Raw genomic sequence first — 22,989 nt, 5'->3', positions numbered from 1 at the left:
GTATCATCAGCCCGGAGGCCATGCCATCGAACGGCCTCCCAACAGATGAAAATGCATATGCATCACCGTCTGTCCGCCGTCTGCACCGACATTTGTCACCACGCGCCATCCCTTATCAAGATTTAAATCCTTGGCGAGTTTTGCTGCGACCGCAAAGATGTGTGCTACAATTGTGCCATTTTCTTCTGTGATCTCCGCTGCCGATGCGATATGCTCCTTCGGAATCAACAAAATATGTATCGGGGCCTGGGGATCCAGGTCGTAGAAAGCCAACACGCGGTCGTCTTCAAAGGCCTTTTTGCTGGGGATTTCACCCGCCGCAATTTTACAAAAAACGCAGTCCAACCGTATTTCCTCCTTTCGTCGCTCCTACCCTGCCAACAGGGCCATGATGAAGTGCCATTCATACACTCTTTTTCACGATTACTTTCTGACAAAGATTATACCATACAGAAGGGAATTCCCGCAAGAATTACTGCATCATTGCATCTACGATGCCTTCTGCTGCGGCCAGGGCCTCATCCAACTTTGTGAGATCTTTGGCGCCTGCCATAGCAAATTCTGCTTTACCGCCGCCGTTTCCTCCGGCAACTTTGGCGACCTCACGCACAATTTTTCCAGCATTGAGGCCCTTTTGCTGGGCATCCTTTCCCACTGCGACAGCAATATTTGCCTTTCCATCCTGCGTGGCTGCCAAAACAGCCACCACATTCGGTGCGCTGTCGCGAATCTTATCGCACATAGTGCGCAGTGCATTGGCCGGAGTTGCCGAAAACAGCGCCGTGATCACACGAACCCCATTGATCTCCTTTGCACCCTCAAATAGACCGTTAATACGCATATCAGCCATTTTTGCATTCAGCGATTCAATCGTGCGATCTTTCTCTTTCAGTTCAGCGGCCATCTGTTCCGCCCGCTGTGCCAGGCCGGAAGTAGATGTCACTTTTAAAGCGGAGGCAACTGCACCGAGTTGGGCCAACGTCTCGTCTAAATAACGCAGGGCGTTCAGGCCCGTAACCGCTTCAATACGGCGCACCCCTGCAGCGACAGAACTTTCAGAAAGGATCTTGAACAAACCAATCCGCCCCGTATTATCCACATGCGTACCGCCGCAGAATTCCTTTGAGAAATCCCCCACAGAGACAACGCGAACAATGGAACCGTATTTCTCGCCAAACAAAGCCATTGCCCCCAGCTTCTTGGCCTCCTCAATCGGCATTTCGCGGCATTCGACCGGCGTGCCACTGAGGATTACTCCATTGACGATGGTCTCAACACGGTGAAGCTCTTCCGGCGTCAATGCGGAGAAATGTGTAAAATCAAAGCGCACATACTTCTCATCAACCAACTGGCCTGCCTGTTCTACATGATCGCCCAGCACCATACGAAGTGCCGCCTGCAACAGATGTGCCGCCGTATGATTACGCATAATCGCGCGGTGGTTCTCCGGATCGCCTTCTGTCTGAACCCGATCCCCGACAGAAATTGTGCCCGCATTGATGATTCCATGATGAATGAAGTTCTTTGCATGATTCTTCGTCGTATTGTCGATTGCAATCAGTGCATCGGCTGAAGAAATAGGACCTACATCGCCCACCTGGCCGCCGCTCTCTGCGTAGAAAGTGGTTTTGTCCAGCACCAAGGCAATCTCATCGCCTGCGGTCGCATGATCGACACGTTCGCCATCCTTGAGAATCGCCAATACCGTTGCTTCGGTCTGGGATTTCTCATATCCCAAAAACTCTGTTGCAGGTATATCGGCCAAGACATCGTTCTCCCCTGCCCAGGCATCTGCACCCGCATTTTTCCGGGCGTTGCGCGCGCGCTCGCGCTGTTCCTGCATGAGCTGGTGGAAGCGCTCCTCATCCACGGTCATCCCCCGCTCTGCGACGATCTCCTTCGTGAGATCGAGCGGGAACCCATAAGTGTCGTTCAGCCGGAAAGCATCTTCACCGGACAGGCAAGCATTAAAGTCCTTATCAATCAAACTGTTCAGCATCTGCATTCCCTGATCGATGGTTTTGGCAAAGCTCTCCTCTTCCACATGGATCAACTTTGTAATCATCGCGCGCTTTTCATCGAGCTCTGGATATGCATTTTTATTTTCATCGATTACCGTATTGGCGACATCTGCCAGGAATGTATGATTGATTCCCAACAGGCGGCCATGGCGTGCCGCACGGCGAAGCAAACGGCGCAGTACATAACCACGCCCTTCATTGGACGGCATCACCCCGTCGCCGATCATAAAGGTCGTGCTGCGAATATGGTCCGTGATTACGCGCAGAGAAACATCCTTCTTTTCGTCCTCGCCGTATGGAACTCCTGCAATACGGCAAATATGCTGCATGATATTCTGCACCGTATCCACCAGGAAGAGGTTATCCACTCCCTGCATAATGCAGGCCAAGCGCTCCAACCCCATGCCCGTATCAATATTCGGATGTTCCATCGGCGGGTAGTTTCCCTTTCCATCGCTGTCAAACTGGGAAAAAACCACATTCCAGAATTCGACATAGCGGTCGCATTCGCATCCAACGCCGCATCCTGGCTTTCCACAGCCATACTTTTCGCCGCGGTCAAAATAGATCTCCGAACAAGGTCCGCAGGGGCCGGAACCATGCTCCCAGAAATTATCCTCTTTCCCCATTCGTACAATGCGCTCCGGTGCGACGCCAACCTCTTTTGTCCAGATGTCAAACGCTTCATCGTCGTCCTGATAAATTGTAACCCAGAGCTTGTCCACTGGCAATTCCAGCACCTTGGTGCAGAACTCCCACGCCCAAGCCGTCGCCTCGTGTTTAAAATAGTCGCCAAATGAGAAATTGCCCAACATCTCAAAAAAGGTGCCGTGGCGCGCTGTAATTCCAACCCGCTCGATGTCCGGGGTGCGAATGCACTTCTGGCATGTCGTAACACGCTTACTTGGCGGCGTCACCTCGCCGGTGAAATACTTTTTCATCGGGGCCATACCGGAATTGATTAAAAGCAGGCTGTTGTCATCCTTCGGAATCAGCGAAAAGCTTGGAAGGCGCGTATGGCCTTTGCTCTCAAAAAAGGATAAAAATTTTTCGCGCAATTCATTAAGTCCTGTCCACTGCATGTTCGAAACTCCCATCTTCAACAAAAAAATAGAGCTTTCCCGTCCACATGGGACGGGAAAACCCGTGGTACCACCCAAATTGCGCCTTACGGCGCCGCTCAACTCCCTTAACGCGGGATACGCCGCAACTCATCGCTGCGGGGCTTAGGGTTGGCTCGCCATTTGCCGCCCTCGGCAGGTTTCTTTCAGCCCGATTTTTCCGGAAAACCCTCTCTTTTGCCGCACAGACAAAGGCATCGACCCTTCATCGCCTTTGTATTCAGTTACAGAATGATTATAAACTTCCACTGCCGGAATGTCAAGAACACCGCATACGAAAAGGCTCGTTCATTCCAAACTCACTTTACTCGACGGGCAGTGCATCGGCGATTTCCTGAAAAACCGGACCACAAGTTGCGCCGCCGCCGGTTCCGTCCTCGCCCATTACCGTAATGACATAGCGCGGTTCCTCCTCTGGGTAATATCCTGCTACCCAGGAGATAACCTTTTCCACGCCGTCTACATATTTTCCGGTCTGTGCCGTCGCGGTCTTTGCCCCAGCGCCGCCGGAAGCGGGTTTGAACCGCTTGCTGGTGCCTTCTTCGATCGACTGTACCATAAATGTTCGCAGCAGAGAGGCCGTGTGTTCCGTCATCACGCGGCGTGTTGCGGGCGTCTGTGCTTGATCGAGATACTGCAAATTTTCATTGACAAAGCCTTCATAGATCGTTGGAGCCGTATATTCTCCTCCGCTGGCAATCGCATTGACCATGCCTGCAATCTGTACGGGCGTTGCAGTCAAGGCCCCTTGTCCAAAAGAAAAGTTTGCCAACGCCTTTGGAATTTTCAAGCTTTCCAAGGTGGGAAGGTCTCCGGCCGCGGATGAAAACCCCGGTGCAATTTCCACGCTGCTTCCAAAGCCCAAATTTTGTGCCATCAATAGGAATTGTGCCTGGGGTACCTGTTGCATCACATGCACAAAATACGTATTGCAAGATTGGGCAATGGCCCGGCTCATATCCTCCTCGCCATGGCTCTCCCCATTATAACAATGGAAAATGTCGTCGGAAACCTGTATACCGCCTGTACAAGTATAGCGGGTTTCCGGTGGAATTCCATATTCCAACGCGGATGCAGCGGAAACCAACTTAAACACGGAACCCACGCTGTACGCGGAAAGAGCGCGGTTTAGAAGGGGAGCATCCTCATCCTCCAATACCGATGCTACATCATTGGGATTGAAATCCGGCAGACTTACAATTGCACGAATTTTACACGACGGCACCTCGGTCACCACCACCGCCCCCTTTTTCAGGTGTTTTTTGGCAGCCTGCTCGGCGACCTTCTGAATCTCCTGATCCAGTGTGAGGACCACTCCCCGGCGGCTTAAAAATGAAGTATCATTGATCTTTTTTTCCTCTCCTGCCAGTACCCGGTTTGTCGCATCCACCTGATAGGTGACGCTGATTTCCCCTTGTCCCTGCGATAACGGTTGGTCAAAGAGTTTTTCAATTCCTGAGACTCCCTTTCCTGCACCATCCAGATAACCAAGAATATGGACGGCAGATTGCTCATCCGCATACCGCTTCTCCACGGGAAATACATCCGCCCCCTCCGCGGTAAAGGACTCTTTTACCCGGAGGGCAAATGGTTTTCCCGCTGTTAACGACGGATACACGTCGGCCATCTCCTTCTGGCTAAGTATATTGCTTAGGGCTGCTGCATCCTCAATGGTTGGTACAATCGCTGCTGCATATTCCTTCTGCTGTCCTGTAAAGCTGCGCAACTTACAGTCATAGATGGTCCCACGTGTGTGGGCGACTTCTAAACGGTAACTTCTCTGCTGATCCGCAGTCTGTGCAAGAGTTGTTCCATTCGCCACCGTGAAGACGCTCAACACGGCCACCAGCATTCCCAACATCAGAAGCAGAAAGAAGGCAATTGTACGTCTGCCAATGCGTTCCATATTGGTCTCCTTTCACACAAAATAAAAACGTCCTCCTGTCAGTATGACCTGACAAGAGGACGTTTAAACCGCTATGCCTTTTCAAATCGGTATGTCCCGGAAAGGATTTTGGAATGGTCTCGAATCAATGGCACAATCGTCCTACTGGAGAGATACAACAGCAGGAATGCATAGACAAATGCAGCAAACTGTGAAGGGATCTCCAGCTTCAACCCTGTAAGGGACACCAAAGCGGCTAAAACTTCCTTCATGATGTTCTCCGTCCCACACAAAATTAACGTATTGCGGCCAATCTCCGTAAAGGCTTTCACATGAGCGAGCAATTTTGAGCCGATAAAATTTAGAAACAGAAAGGCGAGAGCCAGCCCCGCTGAATAAAATACACGAATTGCTTTTGGCAGCTGAAAGGGCAGGGCATCGATTGGAAACGAAGGTCCTTTGAAATAGACGACACATGCTACAAATGTACATACTAGGGCTGCCCCCCAAAAAAGCACCTTTGCCCAGAGTTTTAGCCCATGAAAATGAAACTCCTTTAAATAGGGGAAAAGGACCGCCCCCAAAGCATAGTAGAGAATATAGCACATCGCGCTGTCGATTCCAAAAAACATGCGCGGCTCTCCTACCGGACGATAGGGAATTCCTATTTCCGTTGCGATGTAAAAGCCGAGGCTCACCAATACCACCAGCCAATCTTTCCGCAGGAACTTCTTCAGAGCATAATGGCCAATGGAAATGACGAACAGGCAAGGAAGAAACCAAAGGGCGGCTGCAACCGTTTTTGTTCGTACGCCCATAAACATCGCCAAAATCAAATCAACAAACTCGGTAAAAGAGCATCCCCAGGTGAGCACATCCACCACCAGATTAATCGCGCTGAAAGCAAAATACGGCAACACAATGGTACAAAGTTTCTTCTTTAAAAAAGGCCAAAACGATTGCTGCTCTGCACGCGGCGCAAAAAAGCCCGACGCCAAAAAGAATAAAGCCACACAATATTGAAAGGTGAACGGATAGAGAGTCCCCGCTGCCGTTCCCATATGTCCTACGTAGATGGACGAAATGCCGAGAAATTTCAGCGCATCCACCCAATCATATCGGGCCTTTTGTGGTGAAGTGGTCTGTACAGCTTCCAAATGGACTTCCCCCTTTTTTAGGAATCCTTCGGGCGGCGATGACGCAAAATCGCCCCCCGCTTCAACGGACGATCCGTCTTTAAAAGTACCGTCATCGTCGCATGCGGCGCCGCCTCGATGGGCTGACCATCCTGGTCGAACAATTCTTCTAGCGGCAGATCAAACGGCTTCTCTCCAATTTCCAATACATCCGCCACCTCTCCGCGGAAAAAGCGGTTTCTCTGCGATAAAATAGCGATTCCGTCATGATAATCCTCACAGACGGCGATCTCTTCGTAGTTGCGGACATATCCCCCCTGGACTGTTTCCTGCCCCGGCTCTCCGCCTAGATAAAAGCCCGTACTGTATGGCCGGTGGCTAATCTTTTCCAATTCTTCGACAATCCATGGGGAAACCGAGCAATCGGGATGTTGAGCCAACTCATCCAAAGCCCAACGATAAGCGTTTGTGGTCACCGCTACATAATATGCCGACTTCGCCCGTCCCTCAATTTTCAAACTGGTGACTCCTGCCCGGAGAAGCTCCGGAAGGTGGCGTACCATACACATATCCTTGGAATTCAGGATATAGGAACCCTCTCCATCCTGATAGATTGGCATGTATTGACCGGGACGTTTCTCTTCCACCAACGCATATTTCCAACGGCACGGTTGTGCACAAGCTCCCCGGTTGGCATCCCGCCCTGCCATATAATTGGATAACAGACACCGCCCCGAAAAAGACATACACATCGCCCCGTGTACAAAGGCTTCAATTTCTAAATCCTTGGGCGTCTTTGCCCGGATCTCTGCGATTTCTTCTAGCGTTGTTTCGCGCGCCAATACCACACGCTTGGCACCCAACTGATAAAAAGCATTTGCCGCAGCATAATTCGCAATCCCCGCCTGGGTAGAAACATGTAATTCTACCTTGGGCGCATAGCGTTTTGCAAGGTCCATCGCGCCGAGGTCGGTTACAATCAACGCATCTACCCCTACATTTTGTACAAATGCAAGATAGTCGGGCAACAGATCGATCTCCTGATTGCGCGGTACGGTATTACAGGTCAGATATACCCGTACACCCCGTGCATGTGCCAAAGCGACAGCCTCCTGCAATTGTTCGCGGGTAAAATTGGATGGAGCCGTGCGCATACCAAACATCTGTCCCGCCAGATACACGGCATCCGCCCCAAAGTCCAGCGCTGCTTGCAGACGTTCCATATCGCCGGCCGGCGCCAAAAGCTCCGGCCGGTTCTCTTTCATGTCATTCATCGCAACCCCGCCTTCTGTAGATTCTGCTGATGCTGTTCCAAGGTCTTTGCGTAATAGGCATTGCGGTCTGCGTCGTGACAGAAATAATAGTAATCCGTGTCTTTCGGATGCAAAGCCGCATCAATTGCCTTCGCGCCAGGGTTGCAGATCGGGCCGGTAGGCAGGCCTTCGATTTCATACGTGTTGTACTTGCTGGAATACGTTTCCCGAATGTCCTCTGGAATCGCACTCTTCGTACGGTACGGATAGTACATGGTGGGATCGGATTGGAGGCGCAAAAGCCCATTTGATCCATCGCTGTTCAAGCGGTTGTGGAATACGGAGGAGATCATATACATGTCCTCTTCATCCGCTGCCTCCGCCTGAATCATAGAGGCCAATGTCATCACTTGATCGATCGTCATCCCACTGGCTGCGATTTCTTCCCGAATTTCTTCTGTGAGCTTCCGGTCACAGTTGTTGACCAATTTGGAAATAGCATCCTCCGGGGCCTCGTCCTTGAAAAAGTCATACGTATCCGGGAATAGATACCCTTCCATATGATAGTACCGGTCACCGGTCAGCTGTTTCAGGAAATCATACTTTTCATCCAAAGCTGTAGAATTGATATAGTTCAGCGCATCCTCCTGAGAGCAAACGCCGTTTTCTTCCAAAAGCTGCGCAACCTCAAGAGCGTTCACTCCCTCTGGGAACGTGATCTTCACAATATCCACACGGTTGGCATTCGACTGCAAATTGTTGATAATCGCTTCATAATCCATGCTGGTATTCAGCTTATAAGTACCGTTGTTATAGTGGCCGTCCGACTTTGTTAGCTTGGAATAGAGCTTGAAAAAGTCCGCCCGCTGAATGACTCCCTGCTCTTGGAGCACCTCCGCAATCTGATCCGTTGTTGCCCCCTTAGGGATCTCGACGGTCACATTGACCTTATCACGGCCGATGGCCAACATATCATTGATACCGGCCACTGCGTACTGTGCCAGTGCAATGCCGATAAACAGAACCATCATCAGCCAGACCAAGCGGAAAAACAGTTTATTTCTTCCACGCTTTTGCTTATTGCGCTGTTTATGTGCTTGTGTCGCCCGTTTTGCTGCATTGCGCTCTGCTGTACGAACGTCCGGTGCCCGGCGCTTTTTTTGGGGATCACTATAGCTATTTAAAACCGACGGTTCTCTGCCCCGGGATTCTTGTCCTTCCGAAAAAGAGTCCTCGGGAATCTGCACCCGAAAGTTCTCTACCTTTTTCCGGCGCAGTTCTTCGTTGCGCTTATCGTCGTTCATGGCGTATCCTCCTGCCTCGCAATTCTGCGGACATATTTCTCTGTAATCAAAATATCCACAGGCCTGTCGTAATACCCATGGGGCAGATTCCACTGGATGCACCCCAGGTAACACACGCCAACTGTGATACCGCGGAACTGTGCAAGATAGCGGTCGTAATAGCCCTTCCCATATCCCAAGCGATACCCTTGCGCATCAAAACTGAGTCCTGGCACAATACAAAGCGCACGTCCATACGAATCTCCCACATGTTCGCACTTGTCCACAATGGGCTCCAATACGCCAAATGTGCCCTTCTCCAGATCGCTCAAGGAGGTAATGTAATAGAATTCCATATCAAAGGTATCTGGTACACAACGCGGCACAGCCACTTTCTTGTGATTTGCAAGCGCGGCATTGATGATCGCCAAAGTGTCGACCTCGATGGGCTTACTCACATAGATGAAAATCGTATCTGCCCGCGTGTACTCCTCTAATGTCAAAAGCCGGCATTGAATCGAAGCATCCAGACGAATTTTTTGCTCCACATTCATTTTTTCCCGGTAACGCCGGTAGCGTGCGCGCAAGTTCTTTTTCAGTTCCTTGATGTTCTTGATATACATGCGACCGTCCTTTATAAGCAGGTCAATTTTGACACTGAATGGATTTTTTGATCGCAACGGATGCCTGCGATCCACAGAGCTCCGCCACAATGCGCAGAGCAAAGTCCACCGCAACGCCTGCACCCTTTCCGGTAATTATACGCCCACTGACACAGACGGGCTGCGAAGAAAGGCTCGCCCCCTCCAATTCCTTTTCAAAACCGGGAAAACAGGTCGCTGTACAACCTTTCAGCGCCCCCATATGTCCCAGAATGGAGGGAGCCGCACAGATGGCCGCCACATACAGACTGTTGTCCAAGCAATACTGTACGGACGCTTTGACAATCGGAGACTTTTCTAAGTTCAGTGTTCCCGGCATACCGCCCGGAAGCACAACCAACTCCATATCATCGGTGGTGACTTCCTTTTCTTCGATGTCCGCAGTCACCGGAATTCCATGAGAACCCGTGACAGTCTTACCGCCTACTCCTACGGTCTTTACATTCAGCTCCGCACGGCGAAGGATATCCACGGTTGCCAGCGCTTCAATCTCTTCAAACCCATTTGCCAGAAAAACATAGATCATTTTATAACGCCCCTTTCATCAGCGATTGATTTTAATCTTTCCCAAGGCCAAGATATGGCTTTTTTTCTCCAACTTGCAATTGATCCATAGAAGCGCCGTCTAACGGCCGGAGCATTCCACAAAACACAGGTTCCGGCGCAGAAAGGGAGGAAAGCCCGGCCATCTCCAACAGTCCGCTTCCCTTGGGAAGACGAATTCGATAATTAGAAGCCGGCATCTCCTGTAGCATTGCCCCGAACAATTTAGGCAAGTGCTCTGTCGTGCACATCAGCTCCGTCACCTCACAAAGCCCTTCTCCAGCATACCGACAGATCGCATATGCTGGCCCATGTGTACAAACCAATCTGCCACCATAGGCACGATTATCCTCTGATGCAAACCAAAACGCGCGGTCGTCCCAAAGGACTGCTCCCTCCCAATTCTGTAACAGGGTGTTGCGTATACGGTTTAATACCTCAGCCGGCAAATACTTCCGCCCCTCCACCTCGGCGGCTTGTTCACGCAGCTGTTCAGCGCGAAGTAAATACTCATCCCGCTCAAAAAACGTCTGATAACCGGACTTCGCATAATACGTATAAAGACTGGGATTCGCCGGCAGAATTGCTGAAAACTGCTCTTCCCTCTGGGCGCCCACCAAGGCGGCATAAGCCAACAGCGCACTCATATATCCGTGGGAACGGTGTTCCGGCGCAGTCGCACAGGCAAAGACATAATGAATACGCACGGCCTTTCCGCCACAAACCATGCTCGCTGGCAACAGGTGTAACATAGCTGCCGGTTGGCCGCCGACGCGATAAACCAAGCAATTTTCTGGACAAAATGCATTGTTAAAAAAGAAGTTGGCATATCGCCTTTCTTCTTCAAAACACACCTGCCACAGCTTTGCCAATACCGGGCGGTCCTCCCAATTTGCAAAACCGATCACCGCCGCACCGCCTTCCACTTAGTTCTTTTGTTCCAATTCCGTGATTTCTTCTGTTTCTGAACGCAAGGTCGCAGAATATTTCTCAAGAAGGATAGCCGGATTATAGGAGAGCTTTGCCTTGCGTAAGCCCTCAATTCCCAAATCCTCTTCCCGATTGATATAACGATAGTTCTCCAGATTTTTTGCCGCATATTCGTGATTGATGGCTGCATACAGCCCTTCGTATCCATTCAGCGCCTTTTCAAAATGGAGAAGATAAACCTCCGGATTGATTTCCTCCCCCACGGTGAAGGCCACTGGTTTCCCATCGACGCGCAACAGCCCGCCGGAAAGCGCCAGCTCCTCAAAAGAACGAAAAGCCATATTGATCGCACAATTTTCGTTGTCCGTACCATCCTCTTTGCCACAGCCGCCATTTTGTACGCACCACTCGTGGGCAATCGCTTTACAGTCGGCGTAATTTTGCGGTGTAATATCCTCATAGGACCAATTATAAGAACGTTGGAACCGTGCCAAATGGTTTCGCTTTCCATGATACTTCCGTCCGGAAAGGTGGATCAACGCCTGCGAATCATAAATATAATCCGAGGCGTCCCTATCCAGCTGAAAGCGGAACATCCCTGGCATCGTTTGTTCCAGCTGTTCTGTCTCCTGTTTGGTCAATCCCCATAGGCGAAATTTACAACCGTAATCTTTCGCATCTGCGAGCACAAGTTCCACTTTGCTGCGCAAGTCCCCCGGGCCCAATGGAATCTGATAAGTCCGGTTATCCGGTAGACCAGAACAACGCAAGATTAGTCCATCGTGCTGGCAAACCCGCGTGCCATATGCGCAAGACCAAAGATACAGCGTACCAAAGGCGAACTCGCTCCCCATCCCACCGGATGCGGATAGCGCCGGTTGCATCCATTCGCGATCTGAAACTTCTGGAATTTTCCAATTAAACATATAAATGAATCTCTCCTGCCAATTCTTTTATCAATTCCCTGTGAATCTGTTCCATAGGTTTAGCATTGTCGCCCTCTGCGCAATTTATAACCAGCCAACCGAGCATTTTTGCCGCGTATGCCGCGGCCTCCCTGCACGCAAGCAGATAAGCGGTATTTCTCTCATGAATGTCCTTCTTTCGCTCGTCACCATGGTAACGGGCACTTAGAAGCTTTTGACTCACAGGTGGGGGCATATCCAAATAAATCGTGCAATCCGGTCTGGGAAGACCCATTTTACTGTATTCATAATCCTGCACCCATTCGATAAAGGTATTCCATTCGCTCCGGGGAAGTTTGGACATCTGAAACACAATATTGGAAGTGGCATACCGGTCTGCAACAATAACCGTCCCCTTTTGGTAGTCCTCTTTCCAGAACTGTACATAACTTGCAAAACGATCTACAGCGTAAAACGACGAAGCTGCATAGGCGGACACATCATCCGGATTCTCACCGAATTTGCCATCCAGATACATCTTAGCCAGCACGGACGAGGGCTGTGCATAATCTGGAAACGATATTTTCCGTACATGCGCCCCCTGCCTGTTCAATTCCCGGCACAACAGTTCGGCCTGCGTCGCCTTTCCACTGCCGTCCAGCCCCTCCAGGGTAATTAATTTCCCACTCATACTGGTTTCTCCACACGGAAAAAAGCACGCACCTCTGCCGCTTTTCCACAGGACATTTTCCCCTCCGGACATGCGCCGCGCAGGCAACCTGGACCTGCATTTGCAAAGAGATGCGGCGCAACCTCACGCACTAAGAACAACATTTGGGTTGCAATATCCCGAATCTCCCACTGGGCGCGATTGCAACAACGAAGCGCAAAGAAATTTTGTAACGAACGTGCATTAAACGTACAGACCATTTTGGTTTCGCAAGCATTGGGCAATACAAAACGCGCATCTTCAATCGCGCGCTTCTCCGCAGTACGAACTGCTTCTTTTTCGCTCTTTCCCTCTTCCAACAAAGTCTTTTGATGTTTTTCTTTTAAAAGAGCGGTTAAACGTTCATAATGCCGGCGGTCTTCCTCCATGGCTGCCAAAAATTCCGCTTTTGCCTCCGGAATTGCCTCGATCTCCGGTGGCACGACATAAGCAAAATCACTTTCCGCTACATAGCGTTGGCTTTGTACGCTGAACGACGCAATGCGGTGGCGCGTGATCTGCGCCAACAGCGAGCGTGAAACACCTTCAATTCCAAAAGTGAACGAAGCGTGCTCAATCGGACTTTCGTGGCCAATATCTGCCAGCATCTGTACAAAAGAAGCTGTCTTTTCTTCCGTTAACCCCTCGCCGATTTCGTCAATCGCAGAAGGCGAATAGCAAAGCTTGGCTGCCATGGCAACCGTTTTCTCCGGCTGGGGAGTATACGTCAGAAGGGTAACTCTCGCCATAAGTACTCCATTCCCCGCCGGTTTCCAGGTGCGGGAAGTAGCCGGCGGCATCTACATCCCGTTCTCATACGGTGGATTTTTTCCTCCCGTTTTTCGGCAATAATCGATTGTATTATAACAAATTCTTCCTTTTGATTCAAGTAGACAGGCCGCCCCCCTGTTCTATGCAAGGGGGGCGCCTCGCTTTCCTCCCATGGACTTCTTGAAAATATTGCTGCTGTATAGTAAGATAAAGATGGTAAAAACTTGCTCTGCGGGAAAGAAATGGGTGTTTATGAATTGCCCAAAAGAGAAAAGGATATGCACACCAGTTACCTATGGGCCAATCTCCCATTGATCTTACAAAATGCCGAAAAAGAGATTCTTACTGTTTCAAGAATTCCAGCACGATGGCTTCTGATAAGGCATCCTTACTTTATGTAAATAGGATGGATCGGCCGTAAGGCGATTATGAGATCCCTGACCGATTCTTTGTATCCCAATAAAAAAATCTCTCGGGGGAAATCCTCTTTTTATAAATTCCAATAGTTTCAAAAAATTTCTTGACGCAAGATTCTTGCGATACGTTCATAAGTCCTTACACATATTCGCTTTCAATTGTTCGAAAGGTTATAGAGAAAATGACGTTTTTCTTTGGAGGGATCACAATGAAATTTACGATGCCACGCCAGGAAACCGTTCAGAAGATTTTTAAAGAATACGCGCTTATCACAGCCAGTACCCTACTGATGGCAGTGGGAATCTATTTTTTTAAGTTTCCAAATAACTTTACCTTTGGAGGCGTGACCGGCTTGGCTGTTGTCGTCAGTCAGGTGATGCCCATCTCTCCCAGTACTGTCAACTTTATTGTTAACCTTTTGTTGCTGATTTTAGGATTTCTTTTTTTGGGAAAGGGCTTTGGTGTACGCACGGTTTATTCCAGTATGTTGCTGTCAGTAGCGCTCTCCGGAATGGAATATTTCTGGCCCTTGGACAAGCCTCTGACCGACGATCCCATGCTGGAATTGGTCTTTGCGATTGTCCTCCCCGGCCTTGGTTCTGCCATCCTGTTCAACATTGGCGCGTCGAGCGGCGGCACCGATGTTGTTGCGATGATCTTAAAGAAATATACGAGTGTCAATATTGGCAATGCGCTCCTATTGAGCGATCTGTTGATCACGCTATCCGCGTTCTTTATCTTTGATATAAAGACTTTTCTGTTCTCAATGCTGGGGCTATTTACCAAATCGCTGGTGATCGACAACGTCATCGAAAGCATCAACCTTTGTAAATACTTCAATGTTGTATGTAGTACCCCGGAGCCAATCTGCGATTTTATCGTGCATAAATTGGGTCGCAGTGCCACTGTTTGCGAAGCAGAAGGCGCCTTTTCCCACGATAAAAAGTACATTGTATTTACCGTACTCAAGCGCTATCAGGCTGTACAGCTCCGGCAATACATCCGGCAGGTAGAGCCAGGTGCATTCATCCTGATTTCCAATACGAGCGAAATCATCGGTAAAGGTTTCCATAGCGTATAGTAATGATCTAAACAATCTCTGTAAAACCATTCAAAATAATTTGCAAGAACCCCCGCTACAAATCCCAATGGGACGTAGCGGGGGTTCTGTTATTAACGCCGTATACTTTTAACTGTGTAAAATGAGTCCTATTTATGCTTGTGCATATCCCAAAGTACCCATATTCCCATAAGGAGTGCCGCAATAAAACCTAACATCCCCACCAATGGGATTCCCAAAAGCTTTGGCTGCATTCCGGTGGTACAAAGCAAACAGGACCCCAGCAACATAGCAGCGCATAGGATACATTTTACCAGCCGGTTGACCATGCGGTCCAAAGAGGCCAACGGCTGTTCGGAACCAATCACTTCTAAGTTGACTTTTGCTTGACCTTTTAAAGCCATTCGAAGCAGGTCAGACATCTGTGCAGGAATACGGATTCCCTTTTGGCTGGATTCATACAAGTTTCTGAAACGGCCTTTTTGTTCTTCTATCCAATCAAAATCTTTGCGGATTTCTGCCGACATCCGATTTGCCAAAATTTCCAAAAGATTGATCTTTGGGCTGACAACCGCAAGGACCCCCTCTAAAGTGAGCACACCTCGGCTCAGCATAGAGATCCCTTTCGGCACGGATATGCGATGTTCCCGTGCAAGGCCGACCAATTCCTCGATGATCTGTCCAAGATCCATACTCCCCAAATCCAGCTTGGCATACTTTGCCAGAAAATCGTCGATGTCGCCATACAATCGCGCATGGTCAATACGCCCGGAATGCACGCCCATTGTCAGCACAATCTGTTTTAGATGTTCCACATCCCCACTGACAATGGCCTTTACCCCATCCCGAAGCAAGGAACGATCGCGTATTGTGAGGCGGCCCATCATGCCTAAATCGATCCAGACGATTTTTCCCCCGCGGATACGGATGTTTCCGGGATGCGGGTCTGCATGAAAAAAGCCGTCATCGATCACTTGCTTTACATAGTTGTCCGCCAGCTTTAAACCTACCTCTTCAAGGTCATACGCTTCCCGATGCAGTGTATCCACGTCGTCGATTTGGACCCCATCCACATATTCCATCACCAACACGCGGGTAGTCGTGTGCCGGTGATCAATTTCCGGACAATCCACAAATGCAGTATCCCGATTGCAGGCCCGAAATTCCTCTGCATTCTGCGCCTCCAACAGAAAATCCATCTCCTGTTGTGCAACCGTCCACATTTCGTCCAACACCATGTTCAGATCTACTACGTCGCCCACTTCTGTGAGATTCAGTAAACGTGCCGCACGATGCAGCAATGCCACATCTTGGGCCATCGTCTCGCGGATACCCGGACGTTGTACTTTTACAACTACCGGCCGGCCATCCCGTAATACCGCCATATGTGCCTGCGCAATCGACGCTGATCCAATTGGCTGCTCTTCAAAGGACAAAAAGATTTCCTCCATAGGCACCTTATATTCAGCCTCAACCACGCGGCGCACTTCTGCAAACGCCAATGGTTGAACGTCTGTGCGCAACTTTGCTAATTCCTCGCAATATTCGGCAGGAAGCATGTCATGCCGCATAGACATGATTTGTCCGAACTTGACAAAGGTAGGCCCCAAGTCCTCTACCGTCGCACGCAGTTTTTCCGGGGTAATTCCCTGGGTTAGCTTATGCCTTCCCAAAATGCGCAAGATTTCCCCCAGGCGCTTACCGTTCCCCGGGGAATTATTCAACGGCTTTGTCGTTTCCATCCTGTTCCTTCGCATCGAGCTCCTGCAACTTCTTGAGCAGTTGTGCTCTTTCCTCTCGACTCATCCGTTCCACCTCTACACAGGGCGCGCTGCACCCTTGTGCAGCCAACGGTTCACCCTGTTTGACCGGTTGCTTTTTCTCCTGTATCCTATGTTTCAACTCTTCGTTGAGGACTTTGCCCTGTTCTACGGTGAGTTCCCCTCTCTTCACCAGCTCTTTCAAAAGCTCCTCCGACTTTTCCGCAGTCACTGCAACGGCCCCTACTCCAGCCAACAAAAGGTTTTTCAGATCGTTTCCTAACTCCGCCAACATGGCAATTCCTCCTTTACATTTGGACACAGTTTTTATAGAAAGCATGCCCAGATTGATCTATTTTTCTCCATCATAACATACTTTGCACAAAAAGAAAACCGGAAAGCAACTATCCCCATAAGGGGAAGGGCTTTCCGGTTTTATCATTCGATTTCGTAGTCAACACAGGCGCGGCCACAAGTAGATGCACGCACCGTTTCCGCCACTGCAAGATGCGCCGGATTCGATTGATATGCGTCCTGATCCGCCCTTGTCTGAAATGCGCAATACAGCGCAATATCATATTCCCCACCGTTGTAGTTGGCGCCGAATTCAATTTCAGTCAACCCCGGTACAACCCCCAGGAGTGCTTTGAAACGTTCTTGCAGCGAAACGACCAAAGCTTCTGAACCATCTTGTTTGATTTCATCCTTGAGCTTCCACATGACAATATGCTTGACCATCGGTAGATCCTCCTTATAAATCAAAAATGTTTAACCCTGTTTCCGGGTCCAGCCTACGCCCCACATATCCATCGATTTTTCGGATAAACAGTTCACAGGTAGCACTCACCACAGCTTCCGTGAGGTGGCCGCCAATCACCTTGCCATCGAGCCTCCCAAAGGTGGCGTGCAAATGCAGGTAAGGCTCCCCGTTCTTTTCGGTAATATTCCCCAGAAGGGATGTCAATTCCATCACCCCATCAAAGGTCTTTGCAATATATTCTTGTTCTTCCACTCGATAGACACCCACTGATACATGGTTAACTGCTCCAATCGCCGAAACAATTCCCAAAGAGATCGATTCCTTCCGGCAGAGCTCCTGTAAACATGTGAGTACCTCTTCGCCTTTTTGCAGGCGTACAACATATGTATCTCCAAAAATACTGTATTTCATTGGATCGCTTTTCCTTTCCAGTCCAAAAACTGTATCTGTATAGAATTTGCTTTTCCTCATTTTAGCAAGACATCGGCTGGAATGCAAGTCAATCCGCCCCTATATCATTCTGCAGAACGCCGCAGATGGATACGGAATCTTTTCCAAATTTTGCACGAATGGCATCCAAAGTGGTCTCCAACTTCTCCTGCTTCTTCCGCTCTTTCTGCCTGGAATGTTCAAACAGACTCATCTGCTCTCCTGGCGCCTCTTTTGCTGGTACTAGGTTTGTACCGGTGAGCGTCAACATGCGGATTGGCGCGTTGGGATTCCACGATTCCGTTAGAAGTTCCATCGCAGTATCCGCTAGTTCCTTTGCCAGAAAAGTTGGTACGTGTAAAGGCTTTTGACGGGAAATGGTTTTGAAACTTGGATTGCGAATATTAAGTTGCACTGTATAACATTTTACGCCACTACGGCGCATACGCGCGGCAACTGTATCGGCTAAAACAGTGACACCCAGTCGGATGTCATCCCAGCCGATCAAATTACGTTTAAATGTTAGACCATTGCCCACCGATTTTACCTCTTTCGGTTCGTAAACGCTCTTTACCGGACTCGTATCCAGACCATTGGCATGATCGTATAATTCTCCACCCACCTTCCCTAAGCTCGCTACTAAAGTCTTGCGGCTTGCATGGGCCAAGTCCCCGATTGTACGAATACGCATTTTTTGCAGAGTCTCCCGCGCACTCTTTCCTACATAGAGCAGGGCATCCACCGAGAGAGGAAACACCAGTTCCGAATAGTTCTCCCGTGAAATCACCGTGGTTGCATCAGGCTTTCTGTAGTCGCTTCCCAGTTTGGCAAAAATTTTATTAAAGGACACCCCAACTGAAATGGTCAGGCCAGTCTCTCGTTTGACCTCTTCACGCAACCGGTCCGCAATCTCTTTTCCAGTACCAAATAGCTTTTGACTGCCGGTCACATCGAGCCAACTCTCGTCAATTCCAAAAGGCTCCACTAAATCAGTATAACGCTGATAAATGGCATTTACCTGTTTTGAATACTTGGCATATTGATCCCTATGCGGTGGAGCAAGCACCAGCTCTGGACACTTCCGCCGCGCTTGCCAGATGGTTTCCGCTGTCTGAACGCCAAAGCGTTTGGCTTTCTCATTTTTGGCAAGTACAATCCCGCGGCGGTTTTCGGGATCTCCGCATACTGCCATCGGGACATCCCGATATGCTGGATGCAACAAACACTCAACAGAAGCGTAAAAAGCGTTGCAATCGCAATGTAGAATAACACGGTCTGTACGCTCCATGCGTTCCATCTCCAATCAAATGTTCTATTCTAATTATAAAGCGCACCCCTTTAAAAATCCAGTATTCATTTTGTAATACCAATATTTTCTAAAAAAGCCGCCCGGCATTTCCATGCCGAAGCGGCTTTACTCTTTGGTTAACCGTGTATTTCCAGTAGCTTTTGTTTGAGTTCATCCTCCAAACGGCTCAACTCCATCTCCGCTTCACGGCGTTTTTGGCGGCCTTCCGTCTGAATCTGCATGACCTCGTCCAATGTAGAAATTAAACTTTGGTTGGTTTCGCGCAGCGTTGCCATATCCACAATCCCACGTTCCGTCTCTTTTGCCGTTTCGACCGTCGCCATTTTGAGTGTCGCGGCATTCCGGCGAAGCAGCTCGTTTGTCATATCGGTTACCTCGCGCTGTGCTTGCGCCGCCTGTTGAGAATGTGCAATTCCCAGCGCCAACGCCATTTGACTTTTCCAAAGCGGAATCGTGTTGACCAACGTGGACTGAATCTTCTCCGACATCTGGGTATCATTGCTCTGCACCAACCGAATCTCTGGCGCCATTTGGATGGATATCATTCGGGTGAGTTCCAAGTCGTGCAACTTCTTATCAAAGCGGTTACAAAGAGAAGCAAGATCATTGGCTGCCTGGGCGTCTTCCGGCAGGCCGGTTTGTTTTGCTTTCTCCACCAGGAGAGGCAGTTCTTCCTGCTGAACCTGCGTAAGTTTCTTTTTGCCTGCCAAAATATACATGGACAATTCCTTGAAATAAACCTTGTTCATTTCATACATCTTGTCCATCATCGCAACATCCTTGAGCAATTGCACCTGATGTCGTTCCAACACCGCACAAATCTTTTCGACATTGGCCTCCACTTTATCATACTTAGCCTTCAAGGCTGTCATTTTATTTGCGCTCCGTTTGAAAAAACCAAAGAATCCCTTCTCCTCTTCCTCTACATCGAAGCTTTTTAATTCTGTAACAACACTGGAAAGCATCTCTCCTACTGCGCCAAGGTCTTTTGTACGAATGTTGCTCAACGCATCCTCTGAAAAGTCTGCCATCTTTTTCTGTGCGCCTGCACCATACTGCAAGATCATATTGGAATTGCTCAATTGAATTTTGGCCGCAAAATCGTCCACCATCCGGCGTTCTTCCGGCGTTAAGCTACGCTCATCGAATATTGGCGTTTCTGTAGATGTCTGCACAGGCTGTACCTTCTCGATGGAAGCAGGCTGTTCATCTGCAAACGGCTCGAGGGTCAACATGGGCTGCTCCTGAAAAGTCTCGTCCATAACAAGTACCTCCAATCGAATTTACGGTTTCTTCTGATGAAACGTATCCCCGGTCAGCCCCTCCTGTGCAAGCATCGTCTCCAATACAGAGATGTCTGTAGAAATATCCAGTGCATCATCTTGGAACAGGCTGTCCAAAAGATTTTCAAAGGCAATATTGATCGTATCCAATGTATCGCGAATTTCCGTCTTTACCCGGGTAATGTTCTCTCCTTGGATGGACTGTTCTCCAAATTCCCGATAAGCTTTCACCAATTTTAAGGTAATAGGCAAATAATACTGCATAAATTTGCGAATGCCTGGAAGTTTTTTGGGATGTGCCTCTACATGGTTAAAGATTTTCGTGGATACTGCATCTAAGCGGGATAGCTTTTGCGAAAACACGTCTTCGAATATCGCGTGATTCTCTTCGCGAATCTGCCAAAGATAATCACGCCCTTCCGCAATCACTTTTTCCAACTCTGTAGGTCCGTCGGGACTGGACACTTTTCTTCTTTGCTCCTCTTCTTGCCGGCGACGGGCGCTCTCCTGCGCCTGTAAATACTGGCGATACGTCTCATCCGTCGCGATGAAACAGGTTTCTTGCTCATCAATATGCCCTTGCGGGAACAAACCATCCCGAATCATCTTACGCAAATCGTGTACAACAAAGGACTTTGACTCGTCTACAGCCGACGCCAGGAGTTTTAAAGAACAAAATGTGCCGCCGTTTAACTGGGCCTGATATCTTTGAAAACGCCTCTTTCGACGCACCTGGCGCACTCCACAGATTGCCAGTGCCGAAAAGCCTACGCACAACGGAACAATAACAAAACTAGAAATTGCAAAAGCAGTCCAAGGCATGCCAAATAATACGGAAATCAGTGCCAAAAGAATAAACGCCAGCCCCGTAGAAATTGCGCCAACCAGTCCGATAATCTCCATAATGATCCCTGCTACTGAGCCGGAAGGGGCCTTACGGATTCGTATCTGGTCCTTCATGACACGGACTGGCCGGACCGGATATGCATACCGTTTTTGGGGAACCGATTTGGTTGGCGGTACCGGTCCTTTTTGAACGTTTACATTTTCCCTCACCGTATGAACAACGGTTTCTTTCAGATTCAAAGCATCCTGAACCGTTTGATGAATCTGTTCCTCTAAATGATCAAAAAAATCTTTATCAATCATGCGGTGTTCCTCCACACCAGGGGATGTCCCCAAAATAAAACCGGTTTCATTATATCGCATTCCCTAAAAAATAACAACATTTCTCCTGTGGGAATCATGCCGCATATAACCATTTTGGAAAAGGTTCCTAGATAAATCGTCCCCTTCTTTACGAATCAAACGAAACGGCAGGGAAACAGCAAAGAGCTGAAATCCTAGACGGGAAGCCAGTAATGTGAACAGGCTCTCTACGCAACACTTAAAGCGATATACACGATTGTTTTCTAAAAGGATACCGCTAAATTGTGAACAGGTCCAGTAAAAACGGACAGTGACAAAAGCCCCCTGGTGTAGGAAAATAGACTACATCAGGGGGACTTGTCATGAAGAAACGGAATTACACCCATGTTCAGGCGCTGTTACCTGGGATCAGGGCTATGCTGGCAGAGGGAAAGACCCAGCGGGAAGTGGCGGAGTATTATGGCTTTCAAGATAAGCAGGTGGTAAAAAGGCTACTTGAACGGGAACGGAGAAAAGAACGCAAGCTGGAAGCCGGTATCTTTCCACGTCTCAAAGGACGGTCGAGGAAAGATGCCGCGCCAAGAGACATGTAGCTGAACAGGCCTATGAGATTCAACGGCTGCGCATGGAGAATCAGTTGCTGTGGGATTTTCTGCATTGCGCAGGAAGGAAGTGAGGGCAAGAGTAAAATATCACGTCATATATCGTCACAGAACAGAGTATCCTGTGGCAGTCATGTGCAAATTCTTCGGAGTATCCAGAATCGGCTACTATGCCTTCGTCCATCGCCTTGGTAAGTGGGAGAAGGATGCAGCTCTTGCGAAACTCATCGCACATCAGCGGGAACGCAGCTTTCGTACCTACGGTTATCGGCGGATGTGGTTATGGCTGAAACGTCAGAATATTTTTTGTAATCCCAAAACAGTGCTGCGGATCATGAAGAAGTATGACCTGTTGTCTGAAATCCGCCGACGCAGGAAATGGCAGCAGGTACACAAGTACAAGAATCTTCTAAACAGGGACTTTTATGCAGACAAGCCTAACAGCAAATGGGTAACAGACATCTCTTACATCCATACCAAACAGGGCGTGCTATACCTGTCCATGATCCGGGATCTCTATGACAACAGTATCGTGGCTTACAAGACTGGAACAGAACAAACCGTGAATCTGGTTCTGGACACCATTCGTCTGGCCATGAATCAGCAGAAAAAGAAGGTCGCTGCGGAGTGGCAGCTCCACAGCGACCAGGGTGCTCAGTACGCCTCACAAGCATATTTTGAGCTAACTCAAACATACGGCATTACGCCATCTATGTCAAGACGCGGAAACCCATATGACAACGCAATGGCGGAAAATTTCTTCTCTATCCTCAAAACAGAATGAATTTACCGCCGCAAACCGGCCAGCTTTTCAGATGCCAACGAGATGATTGGCCGCTATATCCACTTTTACAACCACGAGCGCATCCAGTTAAAGACTGGAGAGGCGCCACTTGCACGATGCCTCTCCACTTAAAACTCAATTTTCCTACCAGGGCTCTTTTTCTACTGTCCGCACAATCTGGGGCTGTTCAGGTCAATTAAACCATCCTTTCTTTTCT

Annotated in this window: 22 protein-coding genes; 3 read left to right on the top strand and 19 right to left on the bottom strand. The window is 49.0% G+C overall.

Annotation, left to right across the window (positions count from 1 at the left end; genetic code table 11):
* Nucleotides 1-6: 6 nt before the first annotated feature.
* The 12 genes from B9Y59_RS03550 to thyX form a co-directional block, all read right to left on the bottom strand.
* Nucleotides 7-345 carry a histidine triad nucleotide-binding protein gene (locus B9Y59_RS03550; protein WP_054324785.1) on the bottom strand — a complete coding sequence of 113 codons (339 nt, stop codon included), beginning with the start codon at nt 343-345 and terminating at the stop codon, nt 7-9.
* Between the two features lie 127 nt (nt 346-472).
* A complete protein-coding gene (gene alaS / locus B9Y59_RS03545; RefSeq protein ID WP_085531826.1) occupies nt 473-3,103 on the bottom strand; it encodes an alanine--tRNA ligase in 2,631 nt (876 codons plus the stop codon).
* 343 nt (nt 3,104-3,446) lie between these two features.
* Entirely contained in the window at nt 3,447-5,048 is a 1,602-nt protein-coding gene (locus B9Y59_RS03540; RefSeq protein WP_242967240.1) for a peptidoglycan D,D-transpeptidase FtsI family protein, read from the bottom strand.
* 71 nt (nt 5,049-5,119) lie between these two features.
* The gene (locus tag B9Y59_RS03535) at nt 5,120-6,184 is read right to left on the bottom strand and encodes an acyltransferase family protein (protein ID WP_158088940.1); all 1,065 of its coding nucleotides are present in this window, start codon (nt 6,182-6,184) and stop codon (nt 5,120-5,122) included.
* A gap of 17 nt (nt 6,185-6,201) precedes the next feature.
* Nucleotides 6,202-7,437, bottom strand: a complete 1,236-nt coding sequence (locus tag B9Y59_RS03530) for a peptidase U32 family protein (protein WP_143255223.1) — start codon at nt 7,435-7,437, stop codon at nt 6,202-6,204.
* Complete coding sequence (gene mltG, locus B9Y59_RS03525; RefSeq protein WP_085531822.1) at nt 7,434-8,720, bottom strand: endolytic transglycosylase MltG; 1,287 nt, start codon at nt 8,718-8,720, stop codon at nt 7,434-7,436. The genes B9Y59_RS03530 and mltG overlap by 4 nt, the downstream gene beginning before the upstream one ends.
* Nucleotides 8,717-9,322 (bottom strand): 5-formyltetrahydrofolate cyclo-ligase, encoded by a 606-nt coding sequence (locus B9Y59_RS03520; RefSeq protein ID WP_054324780.1) that lies wholly within the window; start codon nt 9,320-9,322, stop codon nt 8,717-8,719. Before B9Y59_RS03520 ends, mltG begins: the two co-directional genes overlap by 4 nt.
* Nucleotides 9,323-9,344: 22 nt before the next feature.
* Nucleotides 9,345-9,887 (bottom strand): DJ-1 family glyoxalase III, encoded by a 543-nt coding sequence (locus tag B9Y59_RS03515; protein ID WP_054324779.1) that lies wholly within the window; start codon nt 9,885-9,887, stop codon nt 9,345-9,347.
* A gap of 31 nt (nt 9,888-9,918) precedes the next feature.
* Nucleotides 9,919-10,812: a GNAT family N-acetyltransferase gene (locus B9Y59_RS03510; RefSeq protein ID WP_158088939.1), complete on the bottom strand. Its 894-nt coding sequence runs from the start codon at nt 10,810-10,812 to the stop codon at nt 9,919-9,921.
* 18 nt (nt 10,813-10,830) lie between these two features.
* Nucleotides 10,831-11,760 (bottom strand): DUF2156 domain-containing protein, encoded by a 930-nt coding sequence (locus tag B9Y59_RS03505; protein WP_085531818.1) that lies wholly within the window; start codon nt 11,758-11,760, stop codon nt 10,831-10,833.
* Nucleotides 11,753-12,430 carry a dTMP kinase gene (locus B9Y59_RS03500; RefSeq protein ID WP_085531816.1) on the bottom strand — a complete coding sequence of 226 codons (678 nt, stop codon included), beginning with the start codon at nt 12,428-12,430 and terminating at the stop codon, nt 11,753-11,755. The genes B9Y59_RS03505 and B9Y59_RS03500 overlap by 8 nt, the downstream gene beginning before the upstream one ends.
* Complete coding sequence (gene thyX, locus B9Y59_RS03495) at nt 12,427-13,197, bottom strand: FAD-dependent thymidylate synthase (protein WP_054324794.1); 771 nt, start codon at nt 13,195-13,197, stop codon at nt 12,427-12,429. Before thyX ends, B9Y59_RS03500 begins: the two co-directional genes overlap by 4 nt.
* Before the next feature lie 647 nt (nt 13,198-13,844).
* Between thyX and B9Y59_RS03490 the strand changes: the two genes are divergently transcribed.
* Nucleotides 13,845-14,717, top strand: a complete 873-nt coding sequence (locus B9Y59_RS03490; protein ID WP_242967239.1) for a YitT family protein — start codon at nt 13,845-13,847, stop codon at nt 14,715-14,717.
* Between the two features lie 128 nt (nt 14,718-14,845).
* On the opposite strand, the gene B9Y59_RS03485 is transcribed toward B9Y59_RS03490, so the two are convergent.
* The 7 genes from B9Y59_RS03485 to B9Y59_RS03455 all read right to left on the bottom strand — a co-directional run bounded on the left by B9Y59_RS03485 (nt 14,846) and on the right by B9Y59_RS03455 (nt 21,386).
* Nucleotides 14,846-16,438 (bottom strand): ABC1 kinase family protein, encoded by a 1,593-nt coding sequence (locus B9Y59_RS03485; RefSeq protein ID WP_242967238.1) that lies wholly within the window; start codon nt 16,436-16,438, stop codon nt 14,846-14,848.
* Nucleotides 16,413-16,751 (bottom strand): hypothetical protein, encoded by a 339-nt coding sequence (locus B9Y59_RS03480; protein WP_085534490.1) that lies wholly within the window; start codon nt 16,749-16,751, stop codon nt 16,413-16,415. The genes B9Y59_RS03485 and B9Y59_RS03480 overlap by 26 nt, the downstream gene beginning before the upstream one ends.
* 143 nt (nt 16,752-16,894) lie before the next feature.
* On the bottom strand, nt 16,895-17,194 hold the full coding sequence (locus tag B9Y59_RS03475) for a Dabb family protein (protein ID WP_085531813.1): 300 nt from the start codon (nt 17,192-17,194) through the stop codon (nt 16,895-16,897).
* A gap of 13 nt (nt 17,195-17,207) precedes the next feature.
* Entirely contained in the window at nt 17,208-17,627 is a 420-nt protein-coding gene (locus B9Y59_RS03470) for a PPC domain-containing DNA-binding protein (protein WP_085531811.1), read from the bottom strand.
* An 88-nt stretch (nt 17,628-17,715) separates the two neighbouring features.
* Nucleotides 17,716-18,933, bottom strand: a complete 1,218-nt coding sequence (gene dinB / locus B9Y59_RS03465) for a DNA polymerase IV (protein WP_054324776.1) — start codon at nt 18,931-18,933, stop codon at nt 17,716-17,718.
* 137 nt (nt 18,934-19,070) lie between these two features.
* Entirely contained in the window at nt 19,071-20,216 is a 1,146-nt protein-coding gene (locus B9Y59_RS03460; protein ID WP_054324775.1) for a toxic anion resistance protein, read from the bottom strand.
* Between the two features lie 21 nt (nt 20,217-20,237).
* Nucleotides 20,238-21,386: a 5-bromo-4-chloroindolyl phosphate hydrolysis family protein gene (locus tag B9Y59_RS03455; RefSeq protein ID WP_158088938.1), complete on the bottom strand. Its 1,149-nt coding sequence runs from the start codon at nt 21,384-21,386 to the stop codon at nt 20,238-20,240.
* A gap of 362 nt (nt 21,387-21,748) precedes the next feature.
* Between B9Y59_RS03455 and B9Y59_RS03450 the strand changes: the two genes are divergently transcribed.
* Both B9Y59_RS03450 and B9Y59_RS03445 read left to right on the top strand, forming a co-directional pair.
* A complete protein-coding gene (locus B9Y59_RS03450) occupies nt 21,749-21,979 on the top strand; it encodes an imidazolonepropionase (protein ID WP_198945591.1) in 231 nt (76 codons plus the stop codon).
* Nucleotides 21,980-22,028: 49 nt separating this feature from the next.
* Nucleotides 22,029-22,772 (top strand): IS3 family transposase, encoded by a 744-nt coding sequence (locus B9Y59_RS03445; RefSeq protein WP_143255222.1) that lies wholly within the window; start codon nt 22,029-22,031, stop codon nt 22,770-22,772.
* The last annotated feature ends 217 nt before the right edge of the window (nt 22,773-22,989 follow it).

This window comes from Anaeromassilibacillus sp. Marseille-P3371 (assembly GCF_900169665.1).
Lineage (GTDB): Bacteria > Bacillota > Clostridia > Oscillospirales > Acutalibacteraceae > Anaeromassilibacillus.
The sequence above is the reverse complement of the archived record's forward strand: the minus strand, read 5'-3'. Positions and strand labels throughout refer to the sequence as shown.